Raw genomic sequence first — 18,861 nt, forward strand, 5'->3', positions numbered from 1 at the left:
CCGTCCCGTCCCTTCCTCTGAATCCCGCACCACTCCCTGAGAGGAGCGTTGCCGTGCCCCCTGCCGATGCGAGCACCGACGCCGAGGCCGGCGCAGACCCCGCCAACGCGCCCGGTGCCGACCCGAACGAGGTCGCCGTTCCGCCGACGGACCCGGACTGCCAGGACACCCTTGACCTGCGCCTGTCCGACGAACTGGTGGCGTTCATCGCAGAGCAGGACGGTCAGCGCGAGCATGGCGAGCACGAGGGACAAGGCAGACACGGTGAGCGCGATGACTGCAACGGGCAGGGTGTACAGGGCGGGCAGGTCGAACGGCATGGGGCGAGAGGCCGAGACGTGCACGGTGGGCGGCTCGGTCAGGACGGGCAGCCCCCCGGTCGCGGGGCGGACAGCAGGCCCTGGAGCCTCCCTCCCCTCACCCGTGCGACCCCGCACGACCTGCTCGACCACGTGGGGGAGTGGGGACCGGTCACCACTCCCTCCGGTGTCTTCCAGCTCGTGCCAACCCGCATCGAGCGGGACCTCAAGCTCATCAGTCGCTGGATGAACGACCCCGCCGTAGCCGCCTTCTGGGAACTGGCCGGCCCCGAGACCGTCACCGCGGACCACCTGCGCCCGCAACTCGACGGCGACGGCCGCAGCGTGCCCTGTCTCGGCGTCCTCGACGGCACACCCATGAGTTACTGGGAGATTTACCGCGCCGACCTGGACCCGCTCGCTCGTCACTACCCCGCCCGCCCACACGACACCGGGATCCACCTCCTCATCGGTGGTGTCGCCAATCGTGGCCGGGGACTCGGAACCATGCTCCTCAAAGCCGTGGCCGACCTCGTACTCGACCATCGCCCGCAGTGCGGGCGCGTCGTCGCAGAACCAGACCTTCGCAACACCCCTTCCGTCTCCGCCTTCATGAGTGCCGGCTTCCGCTTCTCCGCCGAGGTGGACCTCCCCGACAAACGGGCCGCGCTCATGGTCCGTGACCGGGCCCTGCGCACCGTGCTCTGACCTGGTCACTCGTAGTACACCGCTCGACCCGATCCGGTTCCCTCGCGAGGAGTTCCCGTGCCGAAGCCGCCCGTCGTCCCGAACCCGGCAGAGCCGCCCGTGCTGTACGACCCACCCGAGCTCACGCGAGAGAACTGGGACCGGGCGGGGGCACGTCTGCTGGCGAAGCTGATCGGCGAATTCGCGTACGAAGAGATCCTCCGGCCCGTGCCCGTCGGCCCGGACCCCGCCGCCGCCCCCGGCCATCGCCCGTACACCCTGACCGTCCCGGGCCAGGACCGGCTGGAGAAGGAGAAGGAGAAGGAGACGGCCCGGAACGGTCACGGAGAGCGTGGGCAGACCGGCGGGGGCACGGTCAGGTTCCGGGCCCGCCGTGGCGCGTACGGCAGCTGGCAGGTAGACCCTGAAAGCATCGAGTGGCTCGCCCGACCGAGCGCGGAGGACAACGGCGCTGCCACGCAGGCCACGTCAGGAGTCGGCGGCGCTGCCACGCAGGCCACGTCAGGGGCCGGCGGCGCTGCTACGACGGTCATGTCACCGGGCGGAACCGCTGCCCCCGCGGCCACCCCCGAACGGTTCACGGATCCCCTCACCTTCCTTCTCCGCATCAGCAACCTCATCGGCCTCGACGGCACCACCCTCGGCCACCTCGTCCGCGAGCTTTCCATCACCCTCGCCGCCGATGCCCGTCTCGACCACACCGCGATGACCGCGCAGGACCTCGCCGACCTCGGGTACGCCGAGCTCGAGGGCCACCAGACCGGCCACCCCTGGATCGTCCTCAACAAAGGCCGTCTCGGTTTCTCGGCTGCCGACACCGCCCGCTGGGCGCCGGAGGCGCGGCGCCCCACATGCCTCCCCTGGATCGCGGTTCACGCCAGCCTCGCCACGTACCGCGGCGCCGCCGGTCTGGAGTCCGCCGACCGTCTCTACGCCCGGGAACTCGATGCGCCGACCCGTCAGCTGTTCGCGGACAACCTGAGCGCACGGGGCCTGGACCCGGACACGTACCTCTATCTGCCGGTGCATCCCTGGCAGTGGGACGACACGGTGCTTCCGCTCTTCGCCTCCTCCATCGCCACGGACGTGATCGTTCCGCTTCCCACGGACGGCGATGTCCGACTGCCTCAGCAATCGATTCGTACGTTCCTCAACACCAGTCGCCCGGAGCGGCACACGGTCAAACTTCCGCTGTCGGTTCTCAACACCCTCGTGTGGCGCGGGCTTCCGACAGAGCGCACGGTCGCCGCTCCCGCAGTCACCACCTGGATGCACGGACTGCGCGACGCCGATCACTTTCTCAGGGACGAGTGCGGAGTCATCCTGCTGGGTGAGGTGGCATCCGTCGCGGTGCAGCACCCCTTGTACGGTGGCCTCGACGAAGTCCCGTACCAGTACAAGGAATTGCTCGGCGCCATCTGGCGCGAGCCGGTGACGCGCTACCTCGCCCCCGGCGAGCGGGCGCGTACTCTCGCCTCCTTGTTACTCGTCGATCCCCGCGGACGCGCGTTCACGACAGAACTTATTGCGCGCTCCGGACTCGATACGAAGACCTGGCTGCGTCATCTCTTCGCCGCGGTCCTGCCGCCCTTGCTGCGCTTTCTGTACCGCTACGGAACCGTGTTCTCACCGCACGGGGAGAACGCCATCATCGTCTTCGACGAGCACGACGTACCGGTACGCCTGGCGGTCAAGGACTTCGTGGACGACGTCAACATCAGTGGACACCCGCTCCCGGAACACGACTCCATGCCGGACGACGTCCGGGCCGTTCTGCTCACGGAGGGTCCCGCCTTCTTGACGCAGTTCATCCATTCTGGGCTTTTCGTCGGCGTCTTCCGCTACCTGGCGCCCTTGTGCGAGGCGCAACTCGAACTGCCGGAGGCGGAGTTCTGGTCCCTGGTGCGCGCCGAGATCCTCCGCCACCACGCCCGCTTCCCCGAGCTGAAGGAGCGGTACGAGCTGTTCGACCTGCTCACACCTCGGATCGAGCGCCTCTGCCTGAACCGCAACCGTCTGCACCTCGACGGTTACCGTGACCGGGCCCACCGCCCCCACGCCGCGGTGCACGGCACCGTCGCCAACCCTCTCCACCAACCGTGATCGCGGGAATGTCAGTGGGGCCGTTTAGGGTGGTCGAGCTATGACGAAGCCCTCACTCCCCGATCTCCTGCACGCCGCCGTCGCCGCCGTCGGCGGCACGGAGCGCCCTGGCCAGGTGACCATGGCCGAGACCGTCGCCAAGGCGATCGACGACGGTTCCCATCTGCTTGTCCAGGCGGGCACCGGCACCGGCAAGTCCCTCGGCTATCTGGTGCCGGCGCTGGCCCACGGTGAGCGCGTCGTGGTCGCCACGGCCACGCTGGCCCTGCAGCGCCAGCTCGTCGAGCGGGACCTGCCGCGCACGGTGGAGGCCCTGCACCCGTTGCTGCGCCGCCGCCCCAGCTACGCCATGCTCAAGGGCCGGTCGAACTATCTCTGCCTGCACCGCCTCCACGAAGGCATGCCGCAGGACGAGGAAGAGGGGCTCTTCGACCAGTTCGAGGCGGCAGCGCCGACCAGCAAGCTCGGGCAGGACCTGCTGCGCATGCGGGACTGGGCGGACGAGACGGAGACGGGCGACCGGGACGACCTCACGCCCGGCGTCTCCGACCGGGCGTGGTCCCAGGTCTCCGTGTCGTCCCGGGAGTGTCTGGGCGCGTCGAAGTGCGCGTACGGGCAGGAGTGCTTCGCGGAGATGTCCCGCGAGCGCGCCAAGCTCTCCGACGTCATCGTCACCAACCACGCGCTGCTCGCGATCGACGCCATCGAGGGTGCCCCGGTCCTGCCGGAGCACGAGGTCCTGATCGTGGACGAGGCTCACGAGCTGGTGTCCCGGGTGACCGGGGTCGCGACCGGCGAGCTCACGCCCGGCCAGGTCAACCGTGCCGTGCGCCGTGCCGCGAAACTGGTGAACGAGAAGGCGGCCGACCAGCTCCAGACCGCCGCCGAGGGCTTCGAGCGGCTCATGGAGCTGGCCCTCCCGGGCCGCCTTGAGGAGATCCCCGAGGACCTCGGCTATGCGCTGATGGCGCTGCGCGACGCCGCGCGTACGGTGATCACCGCCATCGGCGCCACCCGGGACAAGTCCGTCCAGGACGAGGACGCCGTGCGCAAGCAGGCGCTCGCCTCCGTAGAGACGATCCACGACGTCGCGGAGCGGATCACGAACGGCTCGGAGTGGGACGTCGTCTGGTACGAGCGGAACGAGCCCCGCGCGGGCTCCTCGTTCCGGCAGAGCGGGGCGTCCCTGCGGGTGGCCCCCATGTCCGTATCGGGCCTGCTGCGCGAGAAGCTCTTCACCGACCGCTCGGTGACCCTGACGTCGGCGACCCTGAAGCTCGGCGGGGACTTCAATGGAGTGGGAGCGTCACTCGGCCTCGCGCCCGAGGGCACCCAAGGCGACGAGATGCCGGTGTGGCAGGGCGTCGACGTGGGTTCGCCGTTCGACTACCCGAAGCAAGGCATCCTCTACGTCGCCAAGCACCTGGCCCGTCCTGCTCGTGAGGGCACGCGGACGGACATGATGGACGAGCTGACCGAGCTGCTGCAGGCAGCCGGCGGTAGAACGCTCGGGCTCTTCTCCTCCATGCGCGCCGCCCAGGCGGCGGCCGAGGAGCTGCGGACCCGCGTTCCCGAGTACCCGATCCTGCTCCAGGGCGAGGACACTCTCGGCGAGCTGATCAAGAACTTCGCCGCGGATCCGAAGACCTGCCTGTTCGGCACGCTGTCGCTCTGGCAGGGTGTGGACGTACCGGGCACCGGCTGCCAGCTGGTCGTCATGGACAAGATTCCGTTCCCGCGGCCCGACGACCCGCTGATGAGCGCCCGGCAGAAGGCGGTGGAGGAGGCGGGCGGCAACGGTTTCATGGCGGTGGCCGCGACGCATGCCGCGCTGCTGATGGCGCAGGGAGCGGGCCGTCTCGTACGCGCGACAGGAGACCGCGGCGTAGTCGCTGTGCTCGATCCTCGCCTGGCGACCGCCCGGTACGGCAGTTATCTGCGGGCGTCGATGCCGGACTTCTGGTACACGACGGACCGCAACCAGGCGTGGCGCTCGCTCGCGGCGATCGACGCGGCGGCGAAGGCGGAGGAAAAATAGCGCGACGGGGACAGGGCGCAGGCCCGGCTTTGCGACGCCGCCCGCCCCTCCTGTGAAACTTTCCGCCAGGGAACCCAATCCCTTCGCGCACCCGTGGACAGCCGTGCCCGGACAGCCCTGGGCCCCGGAACCGGCGCAGTTGGTTCCGGGGCCCGGTCAGGGAGAGTCACACCCGGCGGAGGACCGCCACCACCTTGCCGAGGATCGTCGCCTCGTCCCCGGGGATCGGCTGGTACGCCGCGTTGTGCGGGAGGAGCCACACGTGGCCGTCCTCGCGCTTGAAGCGCTTGACGGTGGCCTCGCCGTCGAGCATCGCCGCAACGATGTCGCCGTTCTCCGCGACGGGCTGGCGGCGGACCGTGACCCAGTCGCCGTCGCAGATCGCGGCCTCGATCATCGAATCACCGACGACCTTCAGGACGAACAGCTCACCGTCACCGACGAGCTGCCGGGGGAGGGGGAAGACATCCTCGACCGACTCCTCGGCGAGGATCGGACCACCTGCGGCGATCCGGCCGACGAGCGGCACGTACGAGGCTGCCGGCTTGCCCGTCGTGTCCGTGGGCTGCGCGCTGGGCTGGTCCGAGCCGCGTACCTCGTAGGCGCGCGGGCGGTGCGGGTCGCGGCGCAGGAAGCCCTTGCGCTCGAGAGCCATCAGCTGGTGGGCGACCGAGGACGTGCTGGACAGGCCGACGGCCTGACCGATCTCCCGCATCGACGGCGGGTACCCGCGACGCTGCACCGAGTCCCGGATGACCTCGATCACGCGACGCTGGCGGTCGGTGAGCCCTGAGCTGTCGGCGCGGATGCCTGGAGGTCGGCCGGGCAAGGAGCGGCCGGGCTTGGGCCCCTCCTGGGTCATGGCTGCGTCATTCATGGCATGCACCGGCTCGAGTCGTCCCTGGGCGCGGCCCTGGGCAGTGATCGTGGCACTGTCTGCGGTGGTGGTCACGTCGGTCGGCCCCTCTCGAGAATGTCTCCCTAGCTAGCCAACGGTAGTTCCTTTCGAAAGGTTGCGCCAAACACACGTTCGAGTGAAAAACCGTAGTTTGCTTGTCGTGATCACGCGCTGGGGTGTATGGCTAGCTGCCGGGAAGAGCGGCATTTCGGTTCAATCCGGTACGCTTCACCGCCGAGGCCGAGACCCGCTCCGGGAGCCGTCCCAGTCTGCCATTGGCGGCCTCGCCGACCGGGCACCACCCCCTTCTCGCGTGCGTCGCGCCGGTCCGAGTCGGATGGAAGAGCGGTCGAGCTCCGGTCGGGGGCTGTGGCCTGTGGTGTTTCCGGGCCGTGTGCGACCGACTCCAGTTCTCACGACACGCTCTAGTGCCCCAAAGGCAGCCGAACCCCACATCTAGTGGTTGGATGGCATCAGCAGCCCAGGGGTTGTGGTCCCGGTGCTTTCCCGGCCGACGCCATCACCTATGCTTGGGGCTGCTTCGAGGGGCGGGAAAAGCCTCTTGGGGCTATTGAGGCGTGCCATGAGGAGGGTTGGGAGTACATGCACTGTCCCTTCTGCAGGCATCCCGACAGTCGTGTCGTCGACAGCCGCACCACCGACGACGGCACCTCGATCCGCCGCCGCCGTCAGTGTCCGGACTGCTCCCGTCGTTTCACGACGGTGGAGACGTGTTCGCTGATGGTGGTCAAGCGGAGCGGGGTCACCGAACCCTTCAGCCGCACCAAGGTCATCAATGGTGTGCGCAAGGCGTGCCAGGGGCGGCCGGTGACCGAGGACGCGCTGGCCCTGCTCGGTCAGCGGGTCGAGGAAGCGGTGCGGGCCACCGGAAGCGCCGAACTGACGACCCACGACGTGGGCCTGGCCATACTGGGCCCGCTCCAGGAGCTCGATCTCGTCGCCTACCTGCGCTTCGCGTCCGTGTACCGGGCGTTCGATTCGCTGGAAGATTTCGAGTCCGCGATCGCGGAACTCAGGGAACAGGTGCTCGGCACGATGTCGGGCTGCGCGGGCGGAGAGCGCGTAGAGAGTGACGGCGGGAGCGGCGGGACCCTGGAGGTCCCCGTGCCCGCCCAAGCCGCCGACTGACCGGATCCGGGACAGCGGCGGCGTCCACAGACCTGTTGCGGGCGGCATGAGCGGCGTCCGCGACACAAGACACACACCGTGCCACGGAAATTTCGTGGCACTTCAGGGCGTTTTAGCCCGGTATATGGGAGGCGGCATGACAGAGACGGCGAGCGGCCCGGCACGAGGTTCCCGTACGAAGGGTGCCAAGGCGAGCAAGGGTCTGCGTATCGAGCGCATCCACACCACCCCCGGCGTGCACCCGTACGACGAGGTGGAATGGGCGCGCCGTGACGTCGTCATGACCAATTGGCGCGACGGCTCGATCAATTTCGAGCAGCGTGGCGTCGAGTTCCCCGAGTTCTGGTCGGTGAACGCGGTCAACATCGTCACCAGCAAGTACTTCCGGGGTGCCGTCGGCACCCCGCAGCGCGAGGTGAGCCTCAGGCAGCTCATCGACCGCATTGTGAAGACGTATCGAAAGGCCGGCGAGGACTACAAGTACTTCACGTCGCCCGCCGACGCCGAGATCTTCGAGCACGAGCTGGCCTACGCCCTCCTGCACCAGATCTTCAGCTTCAACTCGCCGGTGTGGTTCAACGTGGGCACGCCGCAGCCCCAGCAGGTCTCCGCCTGCTTCATCCTGTCCGTCGACGACTCCATGGAGTCGATCCTCGACTGGTACAAGGAAGAGGGGATGATCTTCAAGGGCGGCTCCGGTGCCGGCCTGAACCTCTCCCGTATCCGTTCCTCCAAGGAACTGCTCTCCTCCGGCGGCAACGCCTCCGGTCCCGTCTCCTTCATGCGCGGTGCCGACGCCTCCGCGGGAACGATCAAGTCGGGTGGCGCCACGCGCCGCGCCGCCAAGATGGTCATTCTCGACGTCGACCACCCCGACATCGAGGGCTTCATCGAGACCAAGGTGAAGGAAGAGGAGAAGATCCGCGCCCTGCGCGACGCGGGCTTCGACATGGACCTGGGCGGCGACGACATCACGTCCGTCCAGTACCAGAACGCCAACAACTCGGTCCGTGTGAACGACACGTTCATGAAGGCGGTCGAGGAGGGCGGCAAGTTCGGTCTGACGTCCCGGATGACCGGTGAGGTCATCGAGGAGGTCGACGCCAAGTCGCTCTTCCGCAAGATGGCCGAGGCCGCCTGGGCCTGCGCCGACCCCGGCATCCAGTACGACGACACCATCAACCAGTGGCACACGTGCCCGGAGTCCGGCCGCATCAACGGCTCGAACCCGTGCAGCGAGTACATGCACCTGGACAACACGTCCTGCAACCTCGCCTCGCTGAACCTGATGAAGTTCCTGAAGGACGACGGCCTCGGCCACCAGTCCTTCGACGTCGAGCGCTTCGCCAAGGTCGTCGAGCTGGTCATCACCGCGATGGACATCTCGATCTGCTTCGCGGACTTCCCGACGGAGAAGATCGGCGAGAACACCCGCGCCTTCCGCCAGCTCGGCATCGGCTACGCGAACCTGGGCGCCCTGCTCATGGCGACCGGCCACGCCTACGACTCGGACGGCGGCCGCGCCCTCGCCGGCGCGATCACCTCGCTGATGACGGGTACGTCGTACAAGCGCTCGGCCGAGCTCGCCGCGGTCGTCGGCCCGTACGACGGCTACGCCAAGAACGCCACTCCGCACCAGCGCGTCATGAAGCAGCACGCCGACGCCAACACCTCGGCCGTCCGCATGGACGACCTGGACACCCCGATCTGGGCCGCCGCCACGGAGGCCTGGCAGGACGTGGTCCGCCTCGGCGAGAAGAACGGTTTCCGTAACTCGCAGGCGTCCGTCATCGCCCCGACCGGCACCATCGGTCTCGCGATGTCCTGCGACACCACCGGCCTCGAGCCCGACCTCGCCCTGGTCAAGTTCAAGAAGCTGGTCGGCGGCGGCTCGATGCAGATCGTCAACGGCACCGTCCCGCAGGCTCTGCGCCGCCTGGGCTACCAGGAGGAGCAGATCGAGGCGATCGTCGCCCACATCGCCGACCACGGCAATGTGATCGACGCCCCGGGCCTGAAGACCGAGCACTACGAGGTCTTCGACTGCGCCATGGGCGAGCGTTCCATCTCCGCGATGGGCCACGTCCGCATGATGGCCGCGATCCAGCCGTGGATCTCCGGCGCCCTCTCCAAGACCGTCAACCTGCCGGAGACGGCGACGGTCGAGGACGTCGAGGAGGTCTACTTCGAGGCCTGGAAGATGGGCGTCAAGGCGCTCGCCATCTACCGCGACAACTGCAAGGTCGGCCAGCCCCTCTCCGCGAAGACCAAGGAGAAGGAGAAGGCTGAGGTCACGGAGAAGACCGAGGCGGAGATCCGCAAGGCGGTCGAGAAGGTCGTCGAGTACCGCCCGGTCCGCAAGCGTCTCCCCAAGGGCCGTCCCGGCATCACCACCTCTTTCACGGTGGGCGGCGCCGAGGGCTACATGACCGCCAACTCCTACCCGGACGACGGTCTCGGTGAGGTCTTCCTGAAGATGTCCAAGCAGGGCTCGACGCTCGCGGGCATGATGGACGCCTTCTCCATCGCCGTCTCGGTGGGTCTGCAGTACGGCGTGCCGCTGGAGACGTACGTCTCGAAGTTCACGAACATGCGCTTCGAGCCGGCCGGTATGACGGACGACCCGGACGTGCGGATGGCGCAGTCGATCGTCGACTACATCTTCCGCCGCCTGGCGCTCGACTTCCTGCCCTTCGAGACCCGCTCCGCGCTCGGCATCCACTCCGCCGAGGAGCGCCAGCGCCACCTGGAGACGGGCTCCTACGAGCCCTCCGAGGACGAGGTCGACGTCGAAGGACTCGCGCAGTCCGCGCCTGTCCAGGCGGCGCAGCCCGAGTCCCTGAAGGCCGTCGAGACGCCGAAGGCCGAGGCCGCCGCCGTGCAGCCCGTCCCGCAGCAGGCGCACACCAGCGCCGAGCTCGTCGAGATGCAGCTGGGCATCCAGGCCGACGCCCCGCTCTGCTTCTCCTGCGGTACGAAGATGCAGCGGGCCGGCTCCTGCTACATCTGTGAGGGCTGCGGCTCCACCAGCGGCTGCAGCTGATCGCTTGATCCGGAGGGGCGGCGGGACCGTACGGTCCCGCCGCCCCTCCGGCGTAGCTACCGATCGAGGGCGCCCATCGCGGCGGCGAACGTGGTGAGGTCACCGTCGAAGCCGCGTATCACCTCACGGAACGACCACTCGCCGTCGGCGCCCCGGGCGAATTCGCCGAGTGTGGCCGCAGAGTTGCCTGCCACCGCCGAGAGGTCGTGCTGCGACAGATCGGTGTAGCCCTTGCGGATGCGCACCGCGGTGTTCGACACGTCGCCGAAGACCAGGGTCCGCTCCTGCCGCTCGTTCTGCTGGAGGACGACGCCGACCAGCACGCGCGCGTACGTGGGCGAGAGCCGCTCCAGCTCGAGGCTCATCACCTCGTCGAACCCGAAGCCCTGACCCGTCCTGCTGTCCCGGTCGAGGTGGATGGTCCCGTCGGGGGAGCGGCTGTCGAAGTGGACCAGGTAGGCGGGGCTGCCGTGCGGGTCCTCACCGGTGTATGTCCCGGCGACGAGATCCAGGTCGTGCGGGGGCGAGCCCAACGGGCTGGGGTCCCATTTCAGGCCGACCTCGACCCGCTCGATCCCCTTGCGGAGACTGCTCACGAACTCCCCCTCTGTGACGTGATGTTGCTTGCTACGAACACGCTACGTCCTCCCACTGACACAGCGTGGCGGGTGCCGTCCGAGAACGGGGCGGTAGGAGCGGCCGCCGCATCGATCATTGATCCATGACCTGGAACGCGGAAGAACTGAGCAGCGAGGCCTAGCTGGAGCGGATCGGCTTCGAGGGTGATCCGGAGCGGGACGCGGAGACACTGCGCGCCCTGCACCGTGCCCACCTGGCGGCGTCCCCGTTCGAGAACCTGGAACTGATGCTGGGCAGGCCGGTCCCCCTCGACCTGCCCGCGGTGCAGGAGTAGCTGGTGCACAAGCGACGCGGCGGCTACTGCTACGAACGCAACCTGCTGTTCGCCGCCGTGAGCGCATCGGGTTCGCCGTCCGGGGCCTCGGCGCCCGCGTGCGGTTGAACACCACGTCCCTGCGCCCAATGACCCACATGCTGACGCGCGTACAGGTCGACGACGAGGAATGGCTCTGCGACGTCGGGTTCGGCGCGGCGGGGCTGCGGGAGCCGCTGCTGCTTCGCGACGGGCAACAGGTAACACAAGGAGCGTGGGAATTCGGCATCGTCAAGGAGGGCGAGGACGTCTGGGTGCTGGGCGGCAGGCGGCCCGACGACTGGCACGACGTGTACGCGTTCACCCTGGAGGAGCGCCACCCTGTCGACTGCACGGTGCTGAACCACTACACGTCCAGCCACCCACGGTCCACCTTCATGAGGCGGCCTGTGGTGCAGTACGGCACCGAGGACGCCCGCCGCATGCTCACTGGCGAGGCGTCCGTCATCGCCTACGCGGACGGGCGACGCGTCGAACGGGCCGTGCGGGCAACAGAGTTGCGTACGGTGCTCGACCAGGAGTTCGGCGTCGAGCTGAGCGATGACGACCTCTCCGCATCGGTGCGCACGCACTACACCGGAGAGTGACCTCAGGCCACGCACCGCGCCGTACGATGGCGCGGTGCTGGTCAAGTGGATTCGCTGCGCCGTGGTGGACCGTCGGGGGTTCGAGCGGGGTCAGCGGAAATGGGCGGGGCTCCTGGGGGAGCCGGGGTTCCGGGGGCAGGGCGGGGGCTGGAGCAGAAGACACCCCGACGTGGCGCATGTCTTCGGTTTCTGGGAGAGCCGTGCCTTCTACGACTCCTTCATGGCGCGCACCCACGACCGGCTCGCCGCGGGCCAGACAGGCACCTACCGCGACATGCAGGCAAAGCTGTTCGACCACCTCTTCGACGTGAAGACGGGCTTCGAAGCACGCTTCACGGACGCCGATGTCGTCCGCGTCGCGCACTGCAAGGTGCGGGCCGAGCGGGCCGAGCACTTCACGCTGATGCAGCAGAGGGTCTGGAACCCGGCGATGGCCGGCTCGCCGGGCATGGTCCGCGGTCTCTTCGGGGAGGCGCCGGGCGACGAGTTCCTGGTCCTTTCCATGTGGCTGTCGGCGGGCGAGCACGGCAAGTACCAGGTCCAGCGGGTGGAGCGGCTGTCCGTGCGCGCCGAGACGGAGCTCGACATCGAGGCCGTCGACGGTGACATCGTGCAGCTCGAGCCGACCTGGACGGTGTGAACACGCGACCACGCGCGCGTGCCGCGCAACTGGGAGAGGCGCCTGCGAAGCGCTTCGAGAACGCTTCAGACACTTCGAGAACACTAGAGACACGTCACATCCGCCGGATGGAGCCCGTACGAGTGCTCGAAATCGGCCAGACCGATCTAGTGTTTGGGCATGGCACGACCGCGGCGCATCGTTCTTGTCCGACACGGCGAATCCGAAGGCAACGCCGACGACACCGTGTACGAGCGTGAGCCCGACCATGCCCTGGCGCTCACCGAGGCCGGATGGCAGCAGGCCGAGGAGACCGGCAAGGGGCTGCGGGGGCTGTTCGGCCGCGAGCGGGTGAGCGTGTACGTCTCGCCCTATCGGCGCACCCACGAGACGTTCCAGGCGTTCCGGCTCGACCCCGATCTCGTCAGGGTGCGCGAGGAACCCCGCCTCAGGGAGCAGGACTGGGGCAACTGGCAGGACCGCGACGACGTACGCCTCCAAAAGGCTTACCGCGACGCCTACGGACACTTCTTCTACCGCTTCGCCCAGGGCGAGTCCGGGGCGGACGTGTACGACCGCGTCGGGGCGTTCCTGGAGAGCCTGTACCGCAGCTTCGAGCATCCGGACCATCCGCCGAACGTGCTGCTGGTGACGCACGGCCTGACCATGCGGCTGTTCTGTATGCGCTGGTTCCACTGGACGGTCGCGGAATTCGAGTCGCTGTCGAATCCCGGGAACGCCGAGATGCGGATGCTCGTTCTCGGGGAGAACGGGAAGTACGCGATGAACCGGCCATTCAAACAGTGGTGCGACCCCCGGTCCTACGGGGCCACCGGATAGAGTGGCAGGCCGATGACCATTGGCTCCTCTCCCGACAGGCGCTTGGACCGCGCCCTGTCCAGTCTGCGCGGACTGTCCGTGGGAGACGCCCTGGGATCGCAGTTCTTCGTGCCGGTGAACTATCCGCTGCTCAAGCGCCGGGCGGTGCCGGACGGGGTCTGGCAGTGGACCGACGACACCGAGATGGCGTGTTCCGTGGCGGCCGTCCTGGCCGCGCACGGTCGCATCGACCAGGACGCTCTGGCGCGGTCGTTCGCCGAGCACCATGACTTCGACCGCGGGTACGGACCTGCGGTGAACAGGCTGCTGCGGCAGGTGAGAGAGGGCGGCGACTGGCGGTCGCTGGCGTCCGCACTGTTCAAGGGCCAGGGGTCGTGGGGCAACGGGGCGGCGATGCGTATCGCCCCACTCGGTGCCTACTACGCCGACGACCCGGAGCAGGCCACGCACCAGGCGGAGATCTCGGCATATCCGACGCATCAGCACCGGGAAGCCGTCGTCGGCGCTATGGCGGTGGCCGCCGCCGCGGCGCTCGCGGCCACCCCGGCCGGCCCCCCGACCCCGCAGGAACTGCTCGACGGCGTGATCGCGCTCGTACCGCGCAGTGCGGTCGAAGCGGGACTGCGCCGGGCCAGGGACATGCTCGACTACGGCGACCCGGCGACCGTGGCCGCGGTGCTCGGGTGCGGGCGGCGGACCACGGCGCACGACACCGTGCCGTTCGCCCTGTGGTCGGCCGCGCGCGGACTCCACGACTTCGAGCACGCCTTCTGGAGCACCGCCCAGGTCGGCGGAGACATGGACACGACGTGCGCGATCGTGGGCGGCATCGTCGCTTCGGACGGGCGTGCCCTGCCGCCGGCCGAATGGCTGGAGCGGACCGAGGCGCTGCCGGACTGGGGCACCGGCCGTGACGGTCTGATCTCGGCGCGAACAGCGGCACCGTGAGTGCCGACCGGGTCTCGCGGTCCAGTGGCACCCACGACCCCGCACGGTTTCAGCCCGCAGGCCCCGTCGCGCTCGCAGTGCCGGAGAGCGCCGCCAGGTCGCTCTTGCGGACTTTGATCACCAGCAAAGCGACGGCCAGGGCGAGGACCGCCATGGCCGCCGCCGGTATGAAGGCCGTCGAGATGCCGTGTGCCAGCACCTCGTAACTCCATGGAGCGGGCAGCTCGTGCGTCTTGGCGAACTCGGCCTTCTGCTCCGGTGTGGCGTGAGCCATGAAGTCGGCCACCTGGTTCTTCGCCTCGTCACGGCTCGCCGCACCGAAGACAGTGGTCAGGATGGAAAGCCCCAGCGAACCGCCCACCTGCTGCGTCGTGTTGAGCAGGCCGGATGCCGCCCCCGCCTCGTGCGGTGCGACCCCGGAGACCGCGGTGAGCGTCACCGTGACGAAGTTCAGGCCCATCCCGAGGCCGAATATGAGCATCGGCCCGAGGACCCCGCTCACGTAGGAACTGCCAGGGCTGATGAACGTCTGCCAGACGAGCCCGACCACCACGAGGGCCGATCCGCCCGCCAGGAACGGCTTCGGCCCGAGCACCGGCAGGAAGCGCTGCGACAGACCCGCGCCGATCGCGATCGCCACCGTGACCGGCAGGAAGGCGAGACCCGCCTTGATCGGCGAGTAGCTCAGCACGTTCTGCACGAACAGCACGATGAAGAAGAACATGCCGAACATGGCCGCGGCGAGGCTCAGCATGATCACGTACGTGCCGGACCGGTTGCGGTCGGCGAACATCCTCAGGGGAGTGATCGGCTCCTTCGCCCGGCTTTCGATGGCAACGAACGACAGCAGCAGCACGACCGAGGCGCCGAACGACGCGAGGGTCAGGTTGTCCCGCCACCCCTCCTCGGCGGCGCGTATGAACCCGTACACGAGGGAGGCCATGCCGAGCGTGGACGTGAGCGCGCCGGATATGTCGAAGCGTCCCGGGTGGCGCTCCGACTCGCTGATGAATCTGGGCGTGAGGACCGCGATCAGGATGCCGATGGGTACGTTCACGAACAGCACCCAGCGCCAGTCGAGCCACTCCGTGAGCATGCCGCCGGCCAGCAGGCCGACGGCGCCGCCGCCCGCCGAGACCGCGGCGAAGACTCCGAAGGCGCGGTTCCGCTCGGGACCTTCGGGGAACGTGGTCGTGATGAGGGCCAGTGACGTGGGTGACGCGATCGCGCCACCGACGCCCTGAAGGGCGCGCGCGGCCAGCAGTTGCCAGGGTTCCTGAGCGAGTCCGCCCAGCAGGGAGGCGAAGGTGAACAGCAGGATGCCGGCTATGAAGACCCGGCGGCGGCCGAGGATGTCACCGGCGCGGCCGCCGAGGAGCAGCAGCCCGCCGAAGGTGAGCGTGTAGGCGCTGACGACCCAGGTGAGGTCGGTCGTAGAGAAGCTGAGGGCGTTCTGGATGTGTGGGAGCGCGATGTTCACAATTGTCGCGTCGAGGACCACCATGAGTTGGCAGGCGGCGATGACGGCGAGAGCGATGCCGGGGTGCCCCTCCCGACGGGCTCTTCCCGGCTTCTGATCGTGCGTTAACTGAGAGGTTGACACTATGGATCCCCCACGAACGATTTAGTGAACGAGCCCGTTCACTGTCGTGTCAACGGTAGTGACTCCCCTACAGTGAACGCAACCGTTCACTGAGATTGCTGCCGTACGTCTCGTGCCGCTCGCCCTGCTCAACGGAGAGATGACGATGGTTACTTCGCGCTGGACGGCCGATTCCGCTCAGACGGCCGCCTCCATGCGCAGGCGTGGACCCGTGCTGGAACGGGCCATCTTGGACGCCGCGCTCGATCAGCTCAGTACGGTCGGCTGGAACGGCCTCACCATGGAGGGTGTGGCCGCCGGTGCGCAGACCGGCAAGGCCGCGGTGTACCGGCGCTGGCCCTCGAAGGCGGACCTCGTCGTGGACGCCCTGCAGTCGGGGCTGCCCACGCTGGAGGACGCTCCCGATCTCGGCGACGTCCGCGAGGATCTGTTGGAGCTGTGCCGCCAGATGCGGGCGGCCATGTATTCACGCCCCGGATTCGCGATTCGCTCTGTGCTTCACGAATGTGATGCATTCACCGCTGAACGGTTCCATGGTGTGATCGTCGAGGGTGTCGTCGAACCCAGCGTCCAGATGATCAAGAAGGTCCTTCAGCGCGGGATCGAGCGGGACGAGGTACGGCCCGACGCCGTGAGCGATGCGGTGTGCGACGTCATTCCCGCGCTGATGATGTACCGCTCAAAGGTGTGCGGAAGTGAATGGGGGGAGGCGGATCTGGTGGCGATGATCGACCAGGTCATGGTCCCCCTGCTCCGGCGCCACGGGGACTGAGGCCAACCCGGTGTCGAGGTGTGACGTAGGCGGCGTACGCTGTATGCCGCCATGCCGTACGAACCACCCACCCACACCGTCGAGCGCTCACTGCGCGCTCGCACCGGCGTCAAGATCGTTGCCGGTGTCGACGAGGTCGGCCGCGGTGCCTGGGCGGGCCCGGTCACGGTCTGCGCCGCCGTCACAGGACTGCGGCGCCCGCCGGAGGGGCTCACCGACTCCAAGCTGATCAGCCCCAAGCGCCGCGAGGAACTCGCGGAGCTGCTGGAGAGCTGGGTCACCGCACATGCCCTCGGTCACGCCTCGCACGAGGAGATCGACGCCATGGGCATGACCGCGGCTCTGCGTCTCGCCGCCACCCGCGCCCTCGAGGCGCTCCCGGTGCGGCCCGAAGCGGTGATCCTCGACGGGAAGCACGACTACCTGGGTGCGCCCTGGCAGGTTCGTACGGTGATCAAGGGGGACCGTTCCTGCATCGCTGTCGCCGCGGCGTCGGTGATCGCCAAGGTCCGCCGCGACAAAATGATGGCCGAACTGGGCACCGACCATGCACACTTCGGGTTTGCGGCCAACGCCGGATACCCGTCGCCGGTGCACCGTGCCGCGTTGGAGGAGTGGGGGCCCACCCCGCACCACCGGCTCACGTGGGCGTATCTTGATGCGCTGCCCCAGTGGCGGCACCTCAAGAAAGCCCGCAGTTGGGCGGAGGGGAACGCTCCGGAGATCGAGGGCCAGCTCGGCTTCGACTTCTGACCATTGCCTTCGCATCTATGTGCCACCCGCTGACGCGAACCGCACCCGCGTTTGATAGATATCAGCTCATGCCTCTCATTCCCGAGGAGCCTCAGATTCACGAGAGTGCCCAGGGTCCCCGCACCGCGCCGACCCCTCGCCCTGTACCCGGCCCGCGTCCCGCGGCGCCGCCGCGACCCGGCCGCCCGGGTCCCGCAAGGCCCGCACCGCCCGCTCAGCGCACCGCGCGCGAGTCGGTGTCCGCCGCGAAGCCGGGACCGACGGCCCCCGCCGTCCCCTCGACCTCGGCCGCCCAGCCGCAGGTCCAGCTCATCCCGGCCTCGGCCGACGGTGCGCTGGACGCCGCGGAGGAAGCCGTCGACCTCCTGCTCGACACGGGCCGCGCGCCCGGCGACGTGCTGGTGATCACCACCGGCGACCCGCACCCGTGGGCCGCGCACGAGCTGTCGTTCGGTGAGGACGCCTATTGGGCGCAGCACGACGCGCGCGATGACGTCTTCTATGCCGACGCCTCCGCGCTGGGCCGTGCCGCTGCGCGCCCGGTGGTCGTCGTCGCCGTGAACGGCGGCGCCGACGACGCGACCACGCAGGCGCTGCCGCTCGCCCTCGGCCGGGCCGACGCCCTGCTGATCGTGTGCGGTGACCCGCAGCGCGTGAACACGCTGCTGGGCGCCGGAGTCTGACACGCCGCTTGCCGGCTGCCCGCACCGTTCGACGGTGTCCGGGGAGTCCGGCAGGCCGGTGCGCGGCCGCCCTGGCGGGCTTCAGCGAGCCGCCGCGCGGCGGAGCGTCTCCGTCGCGGCACCACCGGTCCGTGGCGTCGGCTCCCCTTCGCCGCCGAGCATGTCCGTCACGGAGCCCACGCTCGGGCGACGGCCGCCACGGCCCTCGCCGAGTACCTGCCAGCCGTCGCGCGTCATCGTGATGTACGCGCCACAGCGCAGCCCGTGCAACGTGCAGGCGTCCCGCAGCCCCCACATCCAGGCCCCGTCCTCCTCCGTCCAGCGAGTGTCGCCGTCGCGGCAGTACAGCAGGACCGCCGTACGGACCGGGGTACGGCGGCGCAGGTCGTGCGGGATGATCCGGCGCAACTGCGCGAGCAGGGAGTTGCGGAACGTCCAGCCGTCGGTACCGCTCTCGCGGCGGGTGAACGAGGCGCTGGCGCTCAGCCGCTCCTCCGGGTCGAGAACGGCCACCACGGCGGTCCGGGGTATCGGCCGGTGCCGCGCGTGCAGGCCGCTGACGACGTCACGTGGGCTGCGCAGCAGCGGAATGCCCGCCGCCGCCCACTCCGCGGGCTCCAGCAGCCTGGTCGGTCGGTCGGTGGCAGCGGCGCGCATCAAGGACGCGGACATCGACGCGGCCGAGGACGGAGCGAATCCGAAGGTCACGGTCCTCCCTTCGGCTGGACGCCCGTACGCGGGCAGAGGTCGGACTGGGAAGCGCGCCGCGGCACAGCCCTGCCGGGTCAAGGGGGCCACGCGGGGAGCACTGCCAATTCTTCCCGCCGCGCAGGCGCACGGCAACGAGCAATTGCGGTCCGGAGCCG

Annotated in this window: 18 protein-coding genes; 14 read left to right on the forward strand and 4 right to left on the reverse strand. The window is 68.9% G+C overall.

The window, feature by feature from the left end:
* The first annotated feature begins 53 nt into the window (after positions 1 to 53).
* The 3 genes from ACH4RC_RS00345 to ACH4RC_RS00355 are packed head-to-tail and all read left to right on the forward strand — an operon-like array spanning position 54 to position 5,148.
* Positions 54 to 1,007, forward strand: a complete 954-nt coding sequence (locus tag ACH4RC_RS00345) for a GNAT family N-acetyltransferase (protein WP_398193199.1) — start codon at positions 54 to 56, stop codon at positions 1,005 to 1,007.
* A 57-nt stretch (positions 1,008 to 1,064) separates the two neighbouring features.
* On the forward strand, positions 1,065 to 3,110 hold the full coding sequence (locus ACH4RC_RS00350) for an IucA/IucC family protein (RefSeq protein WP_398193201.1): 2,046 nt from the start codon (positions 1,065 to 1,067) through the stop codon (positions 3,108 to 3,110).
* Between the two features lie 40 nt (positions 3,111 to 3,150).
* The gene (locus tag ACH4RC_RS00355) at positions 3,151 to 5,148 is read left to right on the forward strand and encodes an ATP-dependent DNA helicase (RefSeq protein ID WP_398193203.1); all 1,998 of its coding nucleotides are present in this window, start codon (positions 3,151 to 3,153) and stop codon (positions 5,146 to 5,148) included.
* Positions 5,149 to 5,314: 166 nt separating this feature from the next.
* On the opposite strand, the gene lexA is transcribed toward ACH4RC_RS00355, so the two are convergent.
* Positions 5,315 to 6,100 carry a transcriptional repressor LexA gene (gene lexA, locus ACH4RC_RS00360; protein WP_398193204.1) on the reverse strand — a complete coding sequence of 262 codons (786 nt, stop codon included), beginning with the start codon at positions 6,098 to 6,100 and terminating at the stop codon, positions 5,315 to 5,317.
* A gap of 549 nt (positions 6,101 to 6,649) precedes the next feature.
* Here lexA and nrdR point away from each other — a divergent pair.
* Together nrdR and ACH4RC_RS00370 are read left to right on the forward strand one after the other, a co-directional pair.
* Positions 6,650 to 7,195 (forward strand): transcriptional regulator NrdR, encoded by a 546-nt coding sequence (gene nrdR, locus ACH4RC_RS00365; RefSeq protein ID WP_398193206.1) that lies wholly within the window; start codon positions 6,650 to 6,652, stop codon positions 7,193 to 7,195.
* A gap of 136 nt (positions 7,196 to 7,331) precedes the next feature.
* Positions 7,332 to 10,238, forward strand: a complete 2,907-nt coding sequence (locus ACH4RC_RS00370; RefSeq protein WP_398193208.1) for a vitamin B12-dependent ribonucleotide reductase — start codon at positions 7,332 to 7,334, stop codon at positions 10,236 to 10,238.
* A 56-nt stretch (positions 10,239 to 10,294) separates the two neighbouring features.
* Here the strand turns inward: ACH4RC_RS00370 and ACH4RC_RS00375 are convergent, their stop codons facing one another.
* The gene (locus ACH4RC_RS00375) at positions 10,295 to 10,834 is read right to left on the reverse strand and encodes a TerD family protein (RefSeq protein WP_398193210.1); all 540 of its coding nucleotides are present in this window, start codon (positions 10,832 to 10,834) and stop codon (positions 10,295 to 10,297) included.
* A gap of 260 nt (positions 10,835 to 11,094) precedes the next feature.
* Between ACH4RC_RS00375 and ACH4RC_RS00380 the strand changes: the two genes are divergently transcribed.
* The 6 genes from ACH4RC_RS00380 (at position 11,095) to ACH4RC_RS00405 (ending at position 14,184) form a co-directional block, all read left to right on the forward strand.
* Positions 11,095 to 11,151, forward strand: coding sequence for a hypothetical protein (locus tag ACH4RC_RS00380; protein WP_398195593.1), 57 nt, complete (start codon positions 11,095 to 11,097; stop codon positions 11,149 to 11,151).
* 3 nt (positions 11,152 to 11,154) lie between these two features.
* A complete protein-coding gene (locus ACH4RC_RS00385) occupies positions 11,155 to 11,259 on the forward strand; it encodes an arylamine N-acetyltransferase (protein WP_398193211.1) in 105 nt (34 codons plus the stop codon).
* Entirely contained in the window at positions 11,250 to 11,777 is a 528-nt protein-coding gene (locus ACH4RC_RS00390) for an arylamine N-acetyltransferase (protein WP_398193213.1), read from the forward strand. Before ACH4RC_RS00385 ends, ACH4RC_RS00390 begins: the two co-directional genes overlap by 10 nt.
* A 34-nt stretch (positions 11,778 to 11,811) precedes the next feature.
* Complete coding sequence (locus ACH4RC_RS00395) at positions 11,812 to 12,417, forward strand: YdbC family protein (RefSeq protein ID WP_398193215.1); 606 nt, start codon at positions 11,812 to 11,814, stop codon at positions 12,415 to 12,417.
* 159 nt (positions 12,418 to 12,576) lie between these two features.
* Positions 12,577 to 13,236 (forward strand): histidine phosphatase family protein, encoded by a 660-nt coding sequence (locus ACH4RC_RS00400; RefSeq protein ID WP_398193217.1) that lies wholly within the window; start codon positions 12,577 to 12,579, stop codon positions 13,234 to 13,236.
* Positions 13,237 to 13,248: 12 nt separating this feature from the next.
* Positions 13,249 to 14,184 (forward strand): ADP-ribosylglycohydrolase family protein, encoded by a 936-nt coding sequence (locus tag ACH4RC_RS00405; protein WP_398193219.1) that lies wholly within the window; start codon positions 13,249 to 13,251, stop codon positions 14,182 to 14,184.
* Between the two features lie 49 nt (positions 14,185 to 14,233).
* Here the strand turns inward: ACH4RC_RS00405 and ACH4RC_RS00410 are convergent, their stop codons facing one another.
* Positions 14,234 to 15,787 carry an MFS transporter gene (locus ACH4RC_RS00410; RefSeq protein WP_398193220.1) on the reverse strand — a complete coding sequence of 518 codons (1,554 nt, stop codon included), beginning with the start codon at positions 15,785 to 15,787 and terminating at the stop codon, positions 14,234 to 14,236.
* A gap of 145 nt (positions 15,788 to 15,932) precedes the next feature.
* Here ACH4RC_RS00410 and ACH4RC_RS00415 point away from each other — a divergent pair, with 145 nt between their 5' ends.
* The 3 genes from ACH4RC_RS00415 to ACH4RC_RS00425 all read left to right on the forward strand — a co-directional run bounded on the left by ACH4RC_RS00415 (position 15,933) and on the right by ACH4RC_RS00425 (position 17,995).
* Positions 15,933 to 16,559 (forward strand): TetR/AcrR family transcriptional regulator, encoded by a 627-nt coding sequence (locus ACH4RC_RS00415; RefSeq protein ID WP_398195596.1) that lies wholly within the window; start codon positions 15,933 to 15,935, stop codon positions 16,557 to 16,559.
* 51 nt (positions 16,560 to 16,610) lie between these two features.
* Complete coding sequence (locus ACH4RC_RS00420) at positions 16,611 to 17,312, forward strand: ribonuclease HII (protein WP_398193221.1); 702 nt, start codon at positions 16,611 to 16,613, stop codon at positions 17,310 to 17,312.
* A 68-nt stretch (positions 17,313 to 17,380) separates the two neighbouring features.
* Positions 17,381 to 17,995: a hypothetical protein gene (locus tag ACH4RC_RS00425; protein WP_398193223.1), complete on the forward strand. Its 615-nt coding sequence runs from the start codon at positions 17,381 to 17,383 to the stop codon at positions 17,993 to 17,995.
* A gap of 81 nt (positions 17,996 to 18,076) precedes the next feature.
* Here the strand turns inward: ACH4RC_RS00425 and ACH4RC_RS00430 are convergent, their stop codons facing one another.
* Positions 18,077 to 18,703 carry a hypothetical protein gene (locus ACH4RC_RS00430; RefSeq protein ID WP_398193224.1) on the reverse strand — a complete coding sequence of 209 codons (627 nt, stop codon included), beginning with the start codon at positions 18,701 to 18,703 and terminating at the stop codon, positions 18,077 to 18,079.
* Positions 18,704 to 18,861: the final 158 nt, after the last annotated feature.

The organism is Streptomyces sp. NPDC016845 (assembly GCF_044332585.1).
Classification (GTDB): Bacteria; Actinomycetota; Actinomycetes; order Streptomycetales; family Streptomycetaceae; genus Streptomyces.